The organism is Solwaraspora sp. WMMA2065 (assembly GCF_030345075.1).
Lineage (GTDB): Bacteria > Actinomycetota > Actinomycetes > Mycobacteriales > Micromonosporaceae > Micromonospora_E.
In genome coordinates this window covers 653,039-670,483 of the sequence record NZ_CP128361.1, presented here as the reverse complement: position 1 = coordinate 670,483, position 17,445 = coordinate 653,039, and the positions used below count along the sequence as shown (strand labels likewise).

Here is a 17,445-nt window from a genome sequence, read left to right as displayed (position 1 = left end):
GCCGTCATTTCAACCCACTCGTGGCGATGCCCTGCACGAAGTAGCGCTGGCCGAACAGGAAGACGAGCAGGATCGGCAGGATCGACAGCACCGAACCGGTCATGATCATCGCGTACTCGGCCTCGTAGAGCCCGATGAAGGTCCGCAGCCCGATCTGTACGGTCCACAGGTCGTTGCTGGTCAGGTAGATGAACGGTCCCATGTAGTCGTTCCAGGTGTTGACGAAGGTGAGCAGCGCCAGGCTGGCCAGCGCCGGCTTGGACAACGGCAGCACGATCCGCGCCCAGATGCCGTACTCGTTGAGGCCGTCGATGCGGGCGGCCTCGGTCAGCTCGTCGGGGATGGTCAGGTAGTACTGCCGCATCAGGAACACGCCGAACGCCCCGAACGCCTGCAGCAGGATCAGCGACAGGTGGGTGTTCACCAGGCCGAGCCGCTCCATGATGATGTACTGCGGCACCATGTACGCCTGCCACGGCACGGCGATCGTGGCGATGTAGGCGAGGAACAGCAGGTCTCGGCCCGGGAAGCTGATCTTCGCGAAGCCGTACGCGGCGAAGCTGCCGGTGAGCACCTGAAGGAAGGTGATGGTGACGCTGAGGAACATCGAGTTGTACAGGTAGGTGCCGAGCGGGATCCGGTCCCAGATGCGGACGTAGTTGTCGAAGTGGAACTCCTGCGGAATCCACTGGATCGGCACGGTGAGCACCTGCGAGTCCAGCTTGACCGAGGAGACCAGCATCCAGGCGAACGGCACCAGCACGGCCAGGCCGAGGACGGTGAGCAGCACCTGCAGGACGGCCCGGCGCAGCACGGCGAGGCTCATCGTTCCCCCCTCCGTTGCAGCTGGAACTGGACCACGGTGATCACCAGGACGACCACGAACAGCACCATGGCGATCGCCGACGAGTAGCCGAACCGGCCCTGGGTGATCCCCTCCCGGAAGATCAGCTGCGACAGCACCAGCGTGGCGCGGCCCGGACCGCCCTCGGTCATCACCTGGATCAGGTCGAACACCTTGAAGCTGGAGATGGTCAGCATGATCAGCACGAAGAAGGTGGTGGGCCGCAGCGACGGCACGGTGATGTGTCGGAACCGCTGCCAGGCCGACGCCCCGTCGGTGCGGGCCGCCTCGTACAGCTCGGCCGGGATGGTCTGCAGCCCGGCCAGGTAGAGCACCATGTAGTAGCCCATGTCCCGCCAGACGCTGGTGATGATGACCGCCGGCATCGCCCAGGTCGTCGAGGTGGTCCAGCCCGGCGGGTTGTCGACGCCGATCGCCCGCAGCAGCTGGTTGACCGGCCCGGCGTCGGGGTTGAACAGCATGTTCCACACCACGGCCACCGCGACCAGCGCGGTGATGTAGGGGAAGAACAACGCGGTACGGAAGAACCGTACGCCGCGCAGCGCCCGGTTGAGCAGTACGGCGAAGCCGAGCGCGGCGACCAGGGTCAACGGGATGTGGCCGAGCGCGTAGTAGGTGGTGTTGTACAGCGCGGTCCAGAAGGTCTCGCTGCCCACCATCCGGCGGAAGTTGTCCAGCCCGACCCATTCCGGGGTGCTGTAGGAGTTCCACTCCATGAAGGCCAGCGCCAGCGCGGCGACGACGGGCACCAGGGTGAGCGCGGCGAAGCCGACGAAGTTCGGCAGGATGAAGCTCCAGCCGGCCAGGGTGTTGCGTCGGCGCAGCCGACGTGCCGCACCGGCACCCGGCGGCGGACCGCCGGGTGCCGGTGTGCGTACGGTGTCGATCGGGGTGTGGATCGCCATGGTGCGGGTCAGTCGACCTCGGAGGTGACCCGCTCGCCCATCTCGGCGAGCCCGTCGTCGACGGACCGCTCGCCGATCATGATCAGCTCGTGCTCCTCGGTGAGGATGACATCCACATCGGAGGATTTCTCGCTGACCGGCATCTCCAGCATCACCTCGTCGGGCTGGAACGCCGCCTGGGCGACCTCGTCGTTGGTCATGCCGTCGACACCGAAGTAGGTCTCGGTGATCGTCTCGTCGGAGTAGGCCGGGTAGACGCCGATGCTGGCGATCGCCGCCGCGCCCTCGGGGCCGGCGGCCCAGGCGACGAAGGTCCGGGCGGCCTCGGAGTTGCGGGCCTTGTTGTTGACCGCGAACGCGGTCGGCGAGCCGAAGGTGGTGACCGGGCCGCCCTCGGTGACCTGCGGCAGCGGGGCGATGCCCCAGTCGACGTCGATGTCGCCGGCCTTCTTCTCCTCGATCAACCGGGCGGCGTACCAGGTGCCCATCGGCAGCATCGCGGCCTGCCCGGTGGAGAACATCGTGTGGTACTGGACCTTCTGCGTCGACGCGGTCGCCCACGGCAGGGTGGCACCGGCGTCCTGCAGGTCGAGCACCATCTGGTAGCGGTCCTTGAGGAAGCCGTACTCGCCGCCGACGAGGTCGCCGCCGCTCTGCGCCGCCGCCGTCGAGTGGATGATGGAGCGCCAGGTGTGGTGGTAGGTGCCGTAGACGGTGTCCTGGCCGCTGCCGCTGGTCAGCTGCTTGGCCAGGTCGGCGTACTCGGCCCAGGTGAGGCTGGTCAGGTCGGCGCCGGTGTCGGCGAGCATGGCCTTGTTGTAGTACAGCACCCAGAAGTCCTGCCGGTACGGCAGCGCGAAGTAGTCCCCGTCGAGGTCGAACGGCTCCAGGCCGAGATACTTGCTCTGGTCGAGGTCGGCCGCCTCGTCGGCGACCGACGCCAACTGGCCACGCAGCGCGTAGCGGGAGTAGTCGGTGACGTTCTTCATGGTGAGCACGTCGGTCTGGTCACCGCCGGCCAGCATGGTGGTGACCTTCTCGGAGTAGTCGTCGGCGAGGATGTCGACCGGCTGCACATCGATGTCCGGGTGGGCGGCCTCGAACCCGTCGATCAGGGCCGCGAACTCGGGGGTGCTGTCGTAGTTCCACAGGGCGATGGTGAGGATCTCGCGGCCGTCGTCGCCGACGGCCGGCTCGTCGCCACCGCCGCAGCCGGCGGTGACGAGAACCAGTGCGGTGGCGGCGGCCACCGCCCTGCCGATGTGTCGGTTCATCCTGCCGGTGTGTCGGTTCATCAGGTGACTCCTTTTGCGGAGGGTGCGGGGTTTCGTGGGGGTACGGAGCCCGGCCGGTCAGGCGTGCAACGTGAACGCGTCCGGGGTGACTTCGGCATGCAGCGGTTCCCCGACGGTCCAGCGGACGAGTTCGTCGAGGGTGTGGTCGGTAAGCCGGTGGATCTCGGTGCCGAGGGAACCGGCCAGGTGCGGGCTTACCATGACGTTCGGGCTGCCGCGCAGGGCGGCGTCGACGGGTAGCGGTTCGGGGTCGGTGACGTCGAGGATCGCGTACAGCCGGCCGGAGCGGCACTCGGCGGCGAGCGCCGCCGGGTCGACCAGGCTGCCCCGGGCCGTGTTGATCACGGTCGCGTGGTCGGGCAGCAGCGCGAGTTCGGCCGCGCCGATCATGCGGTGCGTGCTGGGCAGCTCGGGCGCGTGCAGGGTGAGGATGTCGCTGTGCGGCAGCAGCTCGGCCAGCTCGACCAGGGTCGCGCCGGCTGCGGCGACCTCGGCCGGGTCGGCGTACGGGTCGGCGACCAGGCAGCGGGCCGAGTCGAGGCAGCCGATCAGGTCGACGACCCGCCGGCCGATCCGGGAGAAGCCGACGACGCCGATGGTCCGGCGGTAGTTGGACAGGTCGCCGTGCCCGTGGTGGTGGCTCCATCCCCGGTACGCCCGGTCGGGGTCGGCGGCGATGAACGGCACCTTCTTGCCGGCGAAGATGATCGCGGCCAGGGTGTACTCGGCGACCGGCACGGCGTTGGCGTCGGCGGCGGTGCTGACCTGGATGCCGCGCCGCCACACCTCGTCGGTCACCAGGGAGCGGACGCTGCCGGCGGCGTGGAAGACGGCGCGCAGGGCCGGCGCGGTGTCCAGCCGCTGCCTGGTCAGCGGGGGTGCTCCCCAGGACGTCACCAGCGTCTCGACCGTGGCCAGTCGGGCGCGCACGGCAGGCGAGTCGAGTTCGTCGGCCCAGACCGGATCGGCCAGGACGACGACGCGGCCGAGGCGCTCCAGCCGAGCCTCGTCGAAGTGGGCCCGGTAGGAGTCCCGGTCCATCACGACGAGCGCCTGCGGCGGGGTGTGCACCGTCAACGTGTCTCCTCGGGTGGCGAATCTCCGGCCGACGTCCGACGTCGTGGGGACCTGCTGGATTCGCCGATGTGACATGGTTAACCTTCGGTGAACATGCTCGCTACCAGCCGATCTCATTCGGTCGGAAACGTTCGCGAACGAACATGGACGGGAGTGCCCATGCCGGCGGATCGGATGTTCAACCTGCAGCGCCGGGAGCGGCTGCTGGAGGAGTTGCGCCGACACGGCTCGGTACGAGTGGCCGACCTCGCCCCGCTGCTCGGGGTCAGCGAGCTGACCGTCCGGCGCGACATCGCCGCCCTGGCCGAGAGCAACCTGCTGACCAGGGTGCACGGTGGCGCCACGCTGCCCACCCAGCTCGGGCCCGCACCGCGACGGCCCCGGGTGGCACCGACCCGGTTCACCATCGGCATGGTCGTGCCGTCACTGGACTACTACTGGCCGCAGATCGTCACCGGCGCCCGCAGCGCCGCCGCCTCGCTCGGCGTGCACATCCAGCTGCGCGGGTCGAGCTACGACCCGACCGAGGACCGCCGGCAGATCACCCGGCTGATCGACGCGCAGCAGGTGCAGGGTCTGCTGCTGGCACCCAGCCTGGACACCGACGGCACCGCCGACATGATCGCCTGGATCGGCAACCTGCCGGTGCCGACGATCCTGGTGGAACGGCAGGCCCCCCGGTGGACCCCGACCCTGCGCCAGCTCGAATGGGTCCGCAGCGACCACGCCCTCGGCCTGGAGATGGCCGTACGGCACCTGCACGAACACGGTCACCGCCGGATCGGGCTGGTGCTGTCCAAGGGCAGCCCCACCTCCGCCCACCTCGCCCAGGGCTGGGCGCTGGCCTGTGCGGACCTCGGCCTGCCCGCCGACCTGGTCATCCGGGAGGCGGTCGCGTTGGACTCCCCGGGGCACCGGGGGATCATCGGCGACGTGCTGCGGCGGTGCCGCCGCGAAGGCGTCACCGCGCTGATCGTGCACGGCGACCCGGACGCCATGTCGGTCGCGCAGTACTGCGCCGAGCAGGGCGTGCCGATCCCCGACCAGCTCGCCCTGGTCTCCTACGACGACGAGGTGGCACACCTGGCCGAGCCGGCGCTCAGTTCCGTCCGCCCACCGAAGAGCCAGGTGGGCCGGGTGGCGGTCGAGCTGATGGTGGCCCGGCTGGTCGAGGGCCGACGCCGCCCCGTGCAACGGGTGCTGATCACCCCCGAACTGGTGATCCGTGACTCGTCCACGCCCCGGCCGACCCGCTGAGCTCACCCCGGCGCGGCCGGCAGCAGCAGCGTCGAGGCGTGACCGTCCGGCCAGCGGATGTCGACCGAGTCGCCCGCGCCGCCGGCCGTCACCGTCACCACCGGCACCGCCGCGTCGGCCGGGTCTCCCCCGGCGCCGGTCAGGGTCACGGCGGCGACGTACACCCGGCCGGGTGTCGGCGCGGCGGCGGTCCGCAACACCGGCACCGCCACCTGATCACCCAGCGGCGAGGTACCCCGCTCGCGGCGTACCAGCGCATGCTCGAAGCCGGTCAGGCCGACCAGCCGGGACGTCACCGCGGCACCGGCCACGACGGACACCGGCGGGTCGTCGCCGGTACGCGCCGGCGGCGGTACGTCACCGGCGACCGGCCAGCCGCTGAACTCCAGCCCGGTGCCGCCGTCGAGACCGTCGGCGGAGTCGACCCGGGCCAGCCGCACCTCGGTCGGGCCGCGCACCGCCGAGGCCACCGTCACCACCGGGCCCCGGCGCAGCCGGCCCCGCCGGCCGGACCCGTGGTCCGGGCCGGCGTCATCGTCGGTGTCGACCCAGTGGGCGTCGGCCCGCGACACCGCCCAACCGACCCCGTCGACCAGCCGGCAGTCGACCGTCACGAACCCGTTGCGGTGACTGCGCCGGCCCGTCGCGTCGACGACGGCGACCGAATTGTCCGACGGGTCGCCAACGGTGGCCCCGGTCAGCGGCGGCATCGTCGCCGTCGAATAGCCGAGCCGGGCGTACAGCGGCGAGTCGGCGCGCTCGTCGCCGGGCACCGAGTGGTCGGTGCCGTGGTTGACCACCCGGACCACACCGTCACGGCGGGTGCCGGTGACCAGCCAGCCCGGCGTCGGCACCGCCACCAGCAGGTCCGCCCGCTCGACCGGCAACGGCTGTTCGGTCGCCGTCCACACCGGATGATCGGCCGGCAGGGCCAGCCCCAGCATCCCCTTCGCCGCCCAGTACGGCGACCCGGGCCCCGAGTACGACTGGGCCATCGCCGGCCATTCATGGTGCCAGCCGATGGGCAGCAGGCCACGCCGGTCCGGTGCCCCGTGGTCGTGAAAGTGACGCAGCATCCCGCTCGCCGCCCGGCGCAACACCCCCGGCGCCACCTCGGTCGCGCCGGTCATCGCCCCGACCCACAGCGGTGCGGCCGCCGCGAACCGGTACGCCAGGCTGCGGCCCTGCATCAGCGGCGACCCGTCGGCCCCGATCAGCCGGACCGCGTCGTCGAGGAACGCCGCGAGCCGCTGACGCCACGCCTGACGCAGCCCGTCGGGGCACAGCTCACCGGCCTGGTCGGCCCAGAGCAGCGGATAGACGTGCAACGCCCAGCCGACGTAGTGGTCGTAGGACCGCTCCGGTCCGTCGGAGTACCAGCCGTCGGCCCGGTACAGCGACTCGTGCACCCGCAGCCCGGATTCGATGTCCTCAGTCGACCAGGGGCCGCCGACCGAGCGCAGGAAGGTCTCCACGACGATCTGGAACCACACCCAGTTGATCGGCGGGTACCGCTGCCCGACGACGCTGCCGAGCCAGTCGACGGTCCGCTGCCGGGTCGCCTCGTCGAGCCGGTCCCACAGCCAGGGGCGGGTCAGGTGCAGCCCGAGCGCGATCGAGCAGGCTTCGACCTTGGCCTGGTCCAGCCGGTCGGGGCGGGGCCAGGCGGTCGGCGAGGTCGGGTCGGTGCCGGCGCGCAGCCCGGCGGCGTACCAGTCGGCCAGCCCGTGCGGGTCGGCGCCGGCCTCGCCGCGTAGCCGCACCGCCGCCAGCAGGAACGACCGGGCGAACGCCTCCAGCGAGTCGCTGTCCGGGCCGTAGGCGCTCGGCCGGCCGGGCAGGTCGATCCGGGCGTGGTCGGGCGAGGCGTACGGACGCAGCGCCAGCAGCATCCGGTCGGCGGCCGCCCCCCAGTGCGCGCGGGTGTAACCGGTGTACGGGGACAGCCGCCGGTCGTCGGCGATCTGCTCCTCGGCAGCCTGGTCATCGGCGTTCATTCGGGACCTCCGGAGACGGTCACGGTGACGGAGCCGGTCCGCTGGGCCGGCAGGGTGAGCACCAGCCGGTGCACGGCGTCGCCCCAGACGTCGCGCAGCAGCGGGTCGTCGACCGGCTGCCGGTCCAGCCGACCGGCACCGAGCTGCGGTTCCCAGGTCAGCATGAGGATCCCGCCGGCCAGGGCCCGTACGGCGAGCCGCCCGGCGACGTGGGCCAGCGGCTCGCCGGCGAGGACGTGGTGCAGCCGCAGCCCGGTCGGGTCGTCGACGCGCCACCGCTCGGTGACGGTCACCGTCGACCGGCGTCGGTCCAGCCGCACCTGCCGCCGCCAGGACCGACAGCCGGCCTCCGGCGGGTAGGCACCAGCCAGGTCGAGGCGCAGCGCGTCGGCGTCGGCACCGGTGTCGACGGCGACCGCCGACGCCCGGAAGTCGCGGCCCGCGGCCTGACCGTGACCGCCGACGACCGGCAGGTTGTGCCACTGGCTGCGGGTGACCCACTGTTCGTACCGGCGGTCGGTGAACGAGATCGCGGTGTAGGTGGGCTGGCCGAGGTCGACCAGCACCGGGCACCCGTCCAGGGCGACGAGGTACGAGCCGACGTCGTTGTGGTTGTGGTTCTCGTCGTTGTGCCCACCCTTGACCGCGACGGTCAGCCCGGCCGAGCTGCCGGCCCGTTCCCGGCTGACCAGTAGTTGCAGGTCGGGCAGCCAGGTGGTGACCGGCAGCGGCGGAGCGGTCGGTGGTTGGGTGAACCACCGCGAATCCGTCAGCCCGCGTACCGCCCGGCCCAGCCCGGCGGCGACCGTCACGGCCGGTTCGCCCAGGGTACGGTGACTGGCCGCGAAGTCGATCACCTGCCGGTCGCCGGTGGCCCGGCCCCAGCGGTGCAGGACCTGCCACGGCTGCGCGTCGCTCGGCCGGGCCGGGCCGTCGCCGACGTTGACGTACCAGCCGCCGCCGAGGGCCATCCGGTGCGGGTAGCGGGCCAGCTGCGGCAGCGGCGCCCACCGCCACGGATCCAACCGCCCGTCGAGGACCCGGTCGAGCAGGTCGAGCGCTTCGGCCAGCCGGGCCGGGCCGTTCCACCAGTACGCGTACCCTTCGTCGCAGCCGCCGTCGGCGGGCAGCGAGCCGAGGTAGCGGTCGAGCCCGTCGACGACAAGGTCGACCACCTGGGTCCGAATGTCCGCGTCGTCGACCAGGAACAACGCGGCGGCCAGCAGATGGCCGTGGATCCACGGGTTCCAGTTGTGCAGGTGCCCGTCCAGGCCGAGCCAGTGCCAGTCACGGCTGCCCAGGAACGGCTCGATCACCCGGGCGCGGGTCTCCCGGCGGATCCGCTGGCGCAGCCCCGGGGTGCGCTCGTCGAGCGTCGCGCCGAGGATCAGGTCGGCCCAGGCAAGCACGGCCACCGTCTCGGCGGCCCCGAGGTCCAGGTACGGCCGGTCGACGTCGGGCACCACGTGCCGGCGGTCGGCGGCAAACTGCTCGTGCGCGGCCCAGCACCAGGTGGTCTGCTCGCAGAGCTGCAGCAGCCCGTCGGCGGCCTCGTCGAGGTAGGGCTGGCCGTGCAGCGCGGCGGCCAGCGCGGCTGTGGCGGTACGCCGCCGCAGCCCACCGGCGGGCTGCTCGTACGCTGTCCGGACCCCGTCGCGCCAGTAGCGGGCGTAGTCGGACAGCAGCAGTCGGGGCCAGGCGGTGCCCCGGTCGGCCTCGGCGGCGGCCACGATGGCCCGCTCGGTGACGTCGTCGACGTGCGGCCAGGCCGCCCGGCCGGTGCCGCCGATGTCGTACACCTGCCGTGCCCGGCCGAGCGCTGCCGTCCGCAGCTGCGGGTCCAGCGCCGCCCACCGACGGGCGAGCGGTCCGGGCCCGGCCGTTGCCGCTGCTGCCGCCGGGTCTGGCTCAGCCGGCACGACGGTCCGTTGTGATCAGTCGGGTCAGCGTCGCCGCTTCGATCGCGACCCGGTCGGGATCGTCGTCGATCACGAACTCCAGCAGGGTGTCAAAGTCGCGGCCGGTACCGCGCAGCTCGGCGAGAACGTCGCGCCAGAGTCGATCGCGGGCGGTCAACGGCAGCCGCTGGTAGCCGGGCCACCAGGAGAAGACATGCACCGCGTCGACCCAGGGCATCACCTGCCGCAGGTCGTCGACGGCGGCGGCGTCGGGCAGGTCGAGCGGCGGCTGCCAGTACGTGCGTACCGCCGGATGGTCGACGTCGGCGAGCAGCCGCAGCGTCGACTCGGCGGTGTCGGTCAACGTGCCGGAGTGGTATTCGAAGGCGAGGGTGACGCCGGCGTCGGCGGCCAGATGCGCGGCGGCCCGGGTGGCGGTCACGACCGCGCGGCGCTCGTCGGCGCTGGCCTGCGCGGAGCCGAGCGTGCCGGCCCAGATCCGGATCCGGGGTGCGCCGAGCGCGACCGCGCTGGCGAGTACGGCCGGAAAGTCCTCGTCCGGGTCGGAGCCGGCCCGGAAGTAGGAGCCGTAGGAGGCGACCCCGACGCCCCGGTCCAGGCCGGCGTCGCGCACCGAGGTCGCGGTGCGGGTGTCACCCGGCGGTACGTGCACGTCGGCGCCCCATTCGACGCGACGCAGGCCGGCCCGTGCGGCGACGTCCAGCACTGCCGAAGCCGGCTGCTGCCGCAGGGTGACGGAACACATGCCGCTGTGGATCTTCGGACTGGTCGCCGGCACGCGCCCTCCTCGCTGGGTCGGCAAGCGCTTTCCGCGCGACCCTAGAGCAGCGGTCCGGACGAGTGCAACAGCCTCACCGGGTCAGCCCGAGCGTCGCGGCCAACCCGGCCACACCGGCAGCCGACGGCGCGCACCGGGCGACCTCGGCGACCACCGTACGGGCGGACGGCCGCAGCCGGACCTCGGCGGACGCGACCCGGTCGGCGTCGACCAGCGACCGGCCCGCCGTGACCAGGTCACCGGACTGCAGTGCCGCCCGCGCCACGTCGACCAGGTACGCCGCCCGGTGCTCGGCCGGCAACCCGCGCCAGGCGGGACGCCGCACGAGCGCGGCATGCCGGCGTACCGCTTCTTCCGCCTCGCCGAGGTCGGCGGCCGCCGCCACCCGGGCCAGCTCGACCGCCGTCGGCCCGAACCCGCTCCACTGGTGGTCATGACCGTCGCCGATCTGGTCAGCGACGTCTCCGGCCTGCCCGGTCAGCTCCCGCACGGCGGCGGCGTCGTCGCATTCGGCGGCGGCCAACGCGGCCTGCAGCAGCAGCGTGCCGTACACCGACAGCCGCGGCGGCGGACCGTCGTCGGCCGGGCCGGCCGGGTCGAGTCGGTGCGCGGCGGCGATCGTCGCCGACATCGCCAACCTGCCGTGGCCCACCGCCCGCAGCGTCTGCCCCAGCGGCACCGCCGCCGTCGCCGCCAGCAGCGGATCACCGGCGGTCGACGCGACCGTCATCGCCCGGTCGGCCGCCAACCAGGCCAGGTCGGTTTCGTCGAGCTTGACCAGCACCGACGAGGCGATCCGGTACACCTGCACCAGCGGTTGCGCGCCACCGACCGGGTCGGCGGCGTGCCGCCGCCGCGCGGCGGTGAGCAGGTCGGGCAGCATTCGCAGCAGCTGCGGGTAGTGGGCGTGCCGGTACGCCAGCCAGGCATGCTCGACCCGCCGGGTGGTCGCTCCGACATCCGGCGGTGCCGTGCCGGTGTCGGCGACGGCAGCAACGCCGAAGATGTCGTAGCAGGCGAGGGCGGCGCGCACCGCCTCCACCCCGGGCGCCGCCGAACCGACTCCCGGTGGCGGGGTCGTCGACCCGGCCGCGCCGACGAGTTCGGCCGGGTCGACCCGCAGCACCTCGGCGATCTGGTGGATCACCGAGAACCTGTCCAACCGGCGGGCACCGCGTTCGACCTTGTCGACCCAGCTTTTCGACTTGCCGATCCGGTCGGCGAACACCTGCTGGGTCATCCGCCGCCGGGCCCGCCACTGCGCCACCCGGCGACCGATCGGCAGGTCGTCACGGACCCGTACGGCGCCACCGTCGACCGTCACCGCCGCTTCACCTCGGGTGCCGGCGCGGCCGCGCCGGCGAACGTCCACGAGACGAACCGTTCGTGCAGCTCCGCCGGGTCGACGATGCCGGCCTCGTCGGCGGCGCGCGGCATCATCGCCGCCAGGTCCGCCGCCAGACCGATCGGGTCGACGGCGTACGCCTCGGTCAGCTGCACCCGCGCCGGGGAACACGGCCACGGCGTGCCGTCCGGGCACACCGCGCACGTCCACGCAGGCCGACACGGCTCATGCGCCGGCTCATGCGACCCGGGCGGCCGCAGCGGCTCCGGCGGTCGGGAAGGCTCCGGCCCGGTCACGGCAGGTAGTGCCGGCCGGCGTTACCGCCACGGCGCTCCGCCCGATCGGTACGGGTGGCGGGCCGCCGGTCCGGCGGCGCGCACCGGTCGGCGTACCGGCGACGACCCGGCACCGGGTAGACCACGTCGATCACGACGTCCGGCCGCTGAAACCATTTTCCGAGCACGATGTCCCCCTCATGGCGTGTGGAGGGCGGCGACCCGGGGTGGCTCTCCGTGTCGGCCCTGGGCCGCCGCCGCTAGGCGGGCCCGACGCGCGAAAAGGGCGATCGCGGGTACGGCGTCGGGCCCACACACCACGCTATGAGCAGGCCGGTCATCCAAGAGGGACAATCTGTACCCCAGGTACAACTACCAATCGATTCCCATCGCCAGCGCGAGTTCCCGGGCGTCCTCGCCCACCACGCCGGTTCGCCCTACCAATTCCATGGCCATGCCCCGGGCGTGCGGCTGGTGGCGGACAGTTTCTACCGACTCGCGCAGGGCCCGGCCCAGAAGATGCACCACCGCTACCTCGTCCCGTCGCATCAGATGCGCCCGAGCGGCGTCGATCAGTCCACCGGACCGCCGGGTCCGTGACGGTAAAGCCGAGTAATCGACCCCCGTCGCCCGGCGCACCGCCTCGCCCGGGCGTGCAAGGTCGATTCCGATAGTCACCCCGAAAGCGTCGACGACCACCGAACCGAACATCAACCACGGGTGCACGTACCCGGTACCCAGCCGACGTGCGACGGAATCCGCCGAATCCCAGTAGCGCCAGGCCTGCCCTGCCCGGCCGGCTCGCGCATGGCCCAGGGCCAAGCCCAGCTGCAACTGTCCCCACCTGGCTAGTTGATCGTCACCACCGCTGCCGTCCAACAGATCGAGAGCGTCCACGAGCACCTGCTCGGCGGCGTCGGGCTGCCCATCGGAGCGATACACGTGGGCGTAATACCAGGCGGCAGCAGCTATCGCGCCAGGGTCGTCCGCATCCTGGGCAGCCAGCATCGCCCGGTCGGCCGCCAACCAGACCAGCTGTGGCTGTGGCTGGTGCGCCGCGTACAACTGCACCAGATGGTAGACCCGAGCCAGTTCGGTCGCAGCCTGTCGACGATCGGCGCCGTCGAGAAGACGTGCCGCGAGCCGGGCATCGACAAGGAGCCTGGGCAGCAGCGCGGCAACCGCAGTCCGCTCAGCACTGGCGTGATGCCAGGCGATCCACGCCTGGTCCACCCGAGCACGAAGGGCAGCGGCCGCCAACGGATCACCGACCGGAAGGGTGGTTCGGTGCATTGCCGCAGCAATGCTGTCGATGGCGGGGTGGCCGGCACGGGTGACTGAGGCTACAGGAAGAGACTGATCTCCCGTCAGCACGGACAGGTCGTCGATGTCCAGGACTTCCGCGAGCCGCAGCAGCATCGGCAGCCGGGGGGTAAGCAACCGACCGGATTCGAGGGCCTTGACCCACTCGGCACTACGGCCGACGAGGCCGCCGAGCACGGCCCGGGTCTTACCGCTGCGTTCGCGAAATGTCCGCAGCCGTGATCCGAACGTATCCATGATGTCTCCCCAGGTAGAGGCTGGGCGGCGGCGCGGTCGGGGCCTCTACCTCCCGGCGCGCCGCCATGCCAGACGGTACCTGGTACCGCGTCGCCGCAGTCAACACCGCTCGTCGTGATTGCCGGCGCTCACGGCGAGCTACGCGAGCAAGCCAACCTTCAGCGCAAGGTCACGGGCCTCATCCCGCATCGCCCGTGGCCCGTCGAGCAGGTCGAGGGTGATCTGCCGGGCGTAGCCGTTGAAGCGAATCGTCTCCGGCGCCGACTCGTACGCCTGCCGCAGAGTTGCCACAGCCGCCTCGGTGTGGCCCTTGCCGTGATGGCCACGGGCTACCTCGATCAGATGTCGGGCTCGACGGGGCCGCGACGGGATTGCCGCAGGATCGATTCGTCGTGACTGCCGCACCGCCTCGCCGGACTTCTGCAGCTCCACGGCCACCGTCACCGCATGCACGCCCATGATGATCCGGGAAAACGACGTCTGCTGCTGGTAGAAGCCTTGTGGAAGTCGCTGAGCAACCTGGTCGGCGCGGTCCCAGTACCGCCAGGCACGGCCCTCCTCGCCGGCACGGGCGGCGGTGTAGGCGGCCTCGAAGTTCAGCGCTCCCCACAACGCGAGCAAGTTCGCGCTCGACTCGGCCATCTGGGGTTTCAATGTCGAAACGACATCCAGCGTCACTGCCATAGCGGTGTCCCAGTCTCCTGCATCCCGGTGCACCTGACATAGAAACCAACCGGCGCACGCCAATGCTTCGGTATCCCCCGACTCCTGAGCCGCGACCATCGCACGGTCCGCGACGCGCCACAGGAGTTCCGCCGCCGGCTGGTAAGCCAGGAACATCTGCGCCAGCCCCAGCACCTGCGACAGCAGCGCCTGCGCCTGCCGTCGCTCGTCGCCCTGGTACGTCAGCGCCGCACGCTGTAAATCCCGCAACAGCTCGGGCAGCAGTGCACCCAGCACCGTACGGTGATCAGCCGCCTGATGGCGTGCTCGCCACGCCGCCGCGAGGCGTTCGCGGATCTCGTTCAGCGGCGGTGGCGCGACGTCATTGAACAGTGCCGTGCGATTCACGGCGTCACGGACCGACGCCAGTGCGGGATGCTCTGGTCCGTTCACCACGGCCGAGCGGCCGCCCAGCTCACCGACCAGCACGGATACATCCACCTTCAGCACGCGGGCGATGCGGTCCAGCATGTGTACGCGCGGCGGCAGGATTCGATCGGATTCCACTGCCTTGACCCACTCGGCGCTGCGACCGACGAGGCCACCAAGCACGGCCCGGGTCTTGCCGGATCGTTCACGGTAGACCTTCAGACGCTGCCCGAAGGTCAACCCAGGCATGGGGTCCATCCCGAACCTCCTCGTCGCACGGAAACGCGATCACACCCCGGATCGCACCTCCTGCCACGCTACTGGTTGTCGCCGCGCCAGATAACCCCAGCTACGACAAGACGAGTAGTTACCAAGTCTTCTATTGAAGGCGTGCCTTGATAGTACTCGCGGATGTAGTCGAGTGCGCGGGTGAAGACGGCGTTGTCGCGGATCCTGAACTTGATGTAGAGGGTCTTCCGCAGTGCCTGTTGGACCAGACGGTCACCCTCGTAGGTGTCCTGCCATCCGCTGAAACGGACCGCGCGGACCACCTCGTCGACCTCGTCGACCTCGTTATCGACGATGATCGGGGGTGTCTTCGCCCTTGAGGGATTCGAAGAGTTCGGTGAGCGCCGCTTTCCCCTGCTCCTCGGGCGGAACCTCGGCGGCGGCCTTTTCCGCAGCCACGGTGTCACGGGCGAGGGCGAAGAGTTTCTTGAGGAATTCAAGACTGGCCTGCTGCGCGTGAGCGTACTTCTCGCGCCGGGCGGCGAGCCGCTTGCCGAGCTCGACGAAGACGGGTTGCCCTTGTGCTTGGCGATGCGGGCGGTGATCCACCGCTCGACCTCGACCGGGTCGACGTCGTTCCTCTTGCCGGTCATCAGCCGGTGGATGCAGTGTCACCTCACCGGGTCGGGGTACCAGCTAAGCTTGATGCCAGAGATGCATCGAGATGCACCTGTGGCATCACGTCCTCGGAAGCACCTCGGGTTTGCCCCGGAGTGCAACAACCTCACCGGGTCGGCCTGAGCGTCGCGGCCACCCCGGCAGCCGGCGGTGCGCACCGGGCGACCTCGGCGGACGCGACCCGGGCGGTGTCGACCAGCAAACGGCCCGCCGTGCAAGAACGTTTGGTACAGCGGAGTACGGAGAAGGTGGACAAGCTATCAGCACCAGCAGACGGCGAGGCGGTGTTCCCAGCATCCAGGTGAACACCTTCGAGATCGACGCTGCGACCGAAGGGACCGAGGGCTCGATGTGCGGGGAGATCATCCCGGACAGGGTTTGACGGATCAGACGCCAGAGCGCGGCGGACGCTCGCGTACCCTGATGCCGCACCGCTGCTCGTATGTCCACAATGCTGGAGTAACGTCATGTCGTTCACCGAAGCTGTCCGTTCGGCCCTGACCCGGTACGTAGGGTTCAGCGGCCGGGCTCGCCGCGCCGAGTACTGGTGGTTCGTCCTGTTCTCGACCGCCGTCGCCATCGTGGGGTCGATCCTCGACCTCCTGCTGGGGACCGGTTTGGACGGAGGCAACCTCGGCATTCTCTATGTGGTTGCCCTCCTCGCGCTCGCACTGCCCTCGCTGGCGGTCGCCGTCCGCCGCCTGCACGACACCGAACGATCCGGCTGGTGGGTGCTGATCTCGCCGATCCCGCTTATCGGCCCCCTCGTGATGCTGATCTTCACCGTGCAGGACGGCACCCCCGGCCCGAACCGCTTCGGTCCCAGCCCGAAGTACTAGTCAGCGTACGGCTGCACCCGGTCCGGACCGTCGGGGTGCAGGAGCGCCGGTGCGGCCGGCCAGGTGGGCCGCCGCATCGACGCTCAATCGCTCCTGACTGGTGTCGACGGTCGGAGCACCAACAGGTAAGCGACCGCAGCCGCCGCGCCCCAGCCGCCGAACACCGTCCACGGTAGCCAGTTCACGGTGTCGTCGCCGAGGTCGAGCAGCCACCCGCCGCCCAGGTTGCCGATCAGTCCACCGAGGGAGAGCACCAGTCCGTTCGCACCGAAGTACGACGCGACCGCGCCCGGCGGGGCCAGCCGCGAAACGGTGCCGTTGACCGTCGGTAGCAGCAGGACCTGCCCGAGCGTGAAGACGACGACACCGGTGACCACTCCAGCCGGTCCCGGCAGCACACCCAGCAGCAACAGACCGGCAGAGAGCATGACCGTGGCCACGGCGAGCGTCCGGCCCGTCGTCAGATACCGCTCGGCAAGGCGGGTCGACGGGACGGTCGCCACGACCATGACGACCGCCGCGACGGTGTAGACCAGGCCCAGCGACGTCGCTCCCGGCAGAACCTGCCCGACCCGCACCGGCACGGCGAGGTAGAGCTGACTGAACAGCGCCCATGCGAAGGCACTGACCACAACGAACCGTCGAAACCCGCGATCTCGGGCAACGGTCCGCAACCGGTGCAGGGAGGACATCCGTACCGACGTTTCGGCGGTAGGAGGGTCGGGTCGCAGTCCGATCCAGGTGATCGCACCGGCGAGCAGAAACAGGCTGGACGCGACGATGCACAGTGCCGGGAAGTTGGTGGCCGCGAGGAGGCCACCGAGTGCGGGCCCGAGGACGAAGGACGCGTTACTGGCCATCTCCCGCACGGCGTAGGCACGGGTACGCAACGGCGCCGGTGTCAGCTCGGCGTACAGGGCATAGCTGGCCGGGTGAAAGAGGGATCCGCCCAGGCCGGCCAGGACCGAGGCGACCGCAAGTCCGGGTACGGCGTCCACGACACCGAACGCGGCGAAGCCGGCGGCACGCAGCAGCACACCCACGCAGATCGCCCGACGGTGACCGAACCGGTCGGCCAGCATCCCCGACCAGAGCATCATGCCCTGCTGACTGGCCGACCGTACCCCGGCGAGCAACCCGGTGAGCGCGATGCTGAGCCCCAGGTCGTTCAGGAGGTGGTACGCCAGCAGCGGGACCAGGGCGTAGAAGCCGAGCCCCATGAGGAACGTGTCGGCGACCATGATCCGCAGGCCGGACGACCACCGCATGCGCCGGCGGCCGGCCGGCGCGTCCCCCGAGGAGGACACCGGCTGCCCTCGCCCTGGGACGACACTC

17 protein-coding genes are annotated in these 17,445 nt (G+C 71.0%); 2 read left to right on the top strand and 15 right to left on the bottom strand.

Annotation, left to right across the window (positions count from 1 at the left end; translation table 11 throughout):
• Positions 1–4: 4 nt before the first annotated feature.
• Genes O7610_RS03080 through O7610_RS03065 form a run of 4 tightly spaced genes read right to left on the bottom strand, consistent with a single transcriptional unit; the run spans position 5 to position 4,136 of the window.
• Positions 5–826 (bottom strand): carbohydrate ABC transporter permease, encoded by an 822-nt coding sequence (locus O7610_RS03080; RefSeq protein WP_281554238.1) that lies wholly within the window; start codon positions 824–826, stop codon positions 5–7.
• Positions 823–1,770 carry a carbohydrate ABC transporter permease gene (locus tag O7610_RS03075; protein WP_281554237.1) on the bottom strand — a complete coding sequence of 316 codons (948 nt, stop codon included), beginning with the start codon at positions 1,768–1,770 and terminating at the stop codon, positions 823–825. Before O7610_RS03075 ends, O7610_RS03080 begins: the two co-directional genes overlap by 4 nt.
• An 8-nt stretch (positions 1,771–1,778) precedes the next feature.
• Positions 1,779–3,065, bottom strand: a complete 1,287-nt coding sequence (locus O7610_RS03070; RefSeq protein WP_289212588.1) for an ABC transporter substrate-binding protein — start codon at positions 3,063–3,065, stop codon at positions 1,779–1,781.
• Positions 3,066–3,122: 57 nt separating this feature from the next.
• Positions 3,123–4,136, bottom strand: coding sequence for a hydroxyacid dehydrogenase (locus O7610_RS03065; RefSeq protein WP_281555535.1), 1,014 nt, complete (start codon positions 4,134–4,136; stop codon positions 3,123–3,125).
• 165 nt (positions 4,137–4,301) lie between these two features.
• Here O7610_RS03065 and O7610_RS03060 point away from each other — a divergent pair, with 165 nt between their 5' ends.
• Positions 4,302–5,399, top strand: coding sequence for a LacI family DNA-binding transcriptional regulator (locus O7610_RS03060; protein ID WP_281554235.1), 1,098 nt, complete (start codon positions 4,302–4,304; stop codon positions 5,397–5,399).
• A 2-nt stretch (positions 5,400–5,401) separates the two neighbouring features.
• Here the strand turns inward: O7610_RS03060 and O7610_RS03055 are convergent, their stop codons facing one another.
• From O7610_RS03055 to O7610_RS03010, 10 genes are all read right to left on the bottom strand, one after another.
• The gene (locus O7610_RS03055) at positions 5,402–7,396 is read right to left on the bottom strand and encodes a DUF2264 domain-containing protein (RefSeq protein WP_289212587.1); all 1,995 of its coding nucleotides are present in this window, start codon (positions 7,394–7,396) and stop codon (positions 5,402–5,404) included.
• A complete protein-coding gene (locus tag O7610_RS03050) occupies positions 7,393–9,315 on the bottom strand; it encodes a heparinase II/III domain-containing protein (RefSeq protein ID WP_289212586.1) in 1,923 nt (640 codons plus the stop codon). The genes O7610_RS03055 and O7610_RS03050 overlap by 4 nt, the downstream gene beginning before the upstream one ends.
• The gene (locus O7610_RS03045; RefSeq protein WP_289212585.1) at positions 9,305–10,093 is read right to left on the bottom strand and encodes a sugar phosphate isomerase/epimerase family protein; all 789 of its coding nucleotides are present in this window, start codon (positions 10,091–10,093) and stop codon (positions 9,305–9,307) included. Before O7610_RS03045 ends, O7610_RS03050 begins: the two co-directional genes overlap by 11 nt.
• Positions 10,094–10,166: 73 nt before the next feature.
• Positions 10,167–11,417, bottom strand: a complete 1,251-nt coding sequence (locus O7610_RS03040) for a helix-turn-helix domain-containing protein (RefSeq protein WP_289212584.1) — start codon at positions 11,415–11,417, stop codon at positions 10,167–10,169.
• Entirely contained in the window at positions 11,414–11,593 is a 180-nt protein-coding gene (locus O7610_RS03035) for a hypothetical protein (RefSeq protein ID WP_289212583.1), read from the bottom strand. The genes O7610_RS03040 and O7610_RS03035 overlap by 4 nt, the downstream gene beginning before the upstream one ends.
• Before the next feature lie 137 nt (positions 11,594–11,730).
• On the bottom strand, positions 11,731–11,901 hold the full coding sequence (locus tag O7610_RS03030; protein ID WP_281554227.1) for a hypothetical protein: 171 nt from the start codon (positions 11,899–11,901) through the stop codon (positions 11,731–11,733).
• Between the two features lie 184 nt (positions 11,902–12,085).
• On the bottom strand, positions 12,086–13,273 hold the full coding sequence (locus O7610_RS03025) for a helix-turn-helix domain-containing protein (protein WP_281554226.1): 1,188 nt from the start codon (positions 13,271–13,273) through the stop codon (positions 12,086–12,088).
• Positions 13,274–13,411: 138 nt separating this feature from the next.
• Entirely contained in the window at positions 13,412–14,623 is a 1,212-nt protein-coding gene (locus O7610_RS03020) for a helix-turn-helix domain-containing protein (RefSeq protein WP_289212582.1), read from the bottom strand.
• A 59-nt stretch (positions 14,624–14,682) separates the two neighbouring features.
• Positions 14,683–14,916 carry a hypothetical protein gene (locus O7610_RS03015; protein ID WP_281554224.1) on the bottom strand — a complete coding sequence of 78 codons (234 nt, stop codon included), beginning with the start codon at positions 14,914–14,916 and terminating at the stop codon, positions 14,683–14,685.
• A gap of 22 nt (positions 14,917–14,938) precedes the next feature.
• Positions 14,939–15,202, bottom strand: a complete 264-nt coding sequence (locus O7610_RS03010; protein WP_289212581.1) for a hypothetical protein — start codon at positions 15,200–15,202, stop codon at positions 14,939–14,941.
• A 536-nt stretch (positions 15,203–15,738) separates the two neighbouring features.
• Between O7610_RS03010 and O7610_RS03005 the strand changes: the two genes are divergently transcribed.
• Positions 15,739–16,110: a DUF805 domain-containing protein gene (locus O7610_RS03005; RefSeq protein ID WP_281554221.1), complete on the top strand. Its 372-nt coding sequence runs from the start codon at positions 15,739–15,741 to the stop codon at positions 16,108–16,110.
• 83 nt (positions 16,111–16,193) lie between these two features.
• Here the strand turns inward: O7610_RS03005 and O7610_RS03000 are convergent, their stop codons facing one another.
• On the bottom strand, positions 16,194–17,417 hold the full coding sequence (locus O7610_RS03000) for an MFS transporter (protein ID WP_289212580.1): 1,224 nt from the start codon (positions 17,415–17,417) through the stop codon (positions 16,194–16,196).
• Positions 17,418–17,445 lie beyond the last annotated feature (28 nt).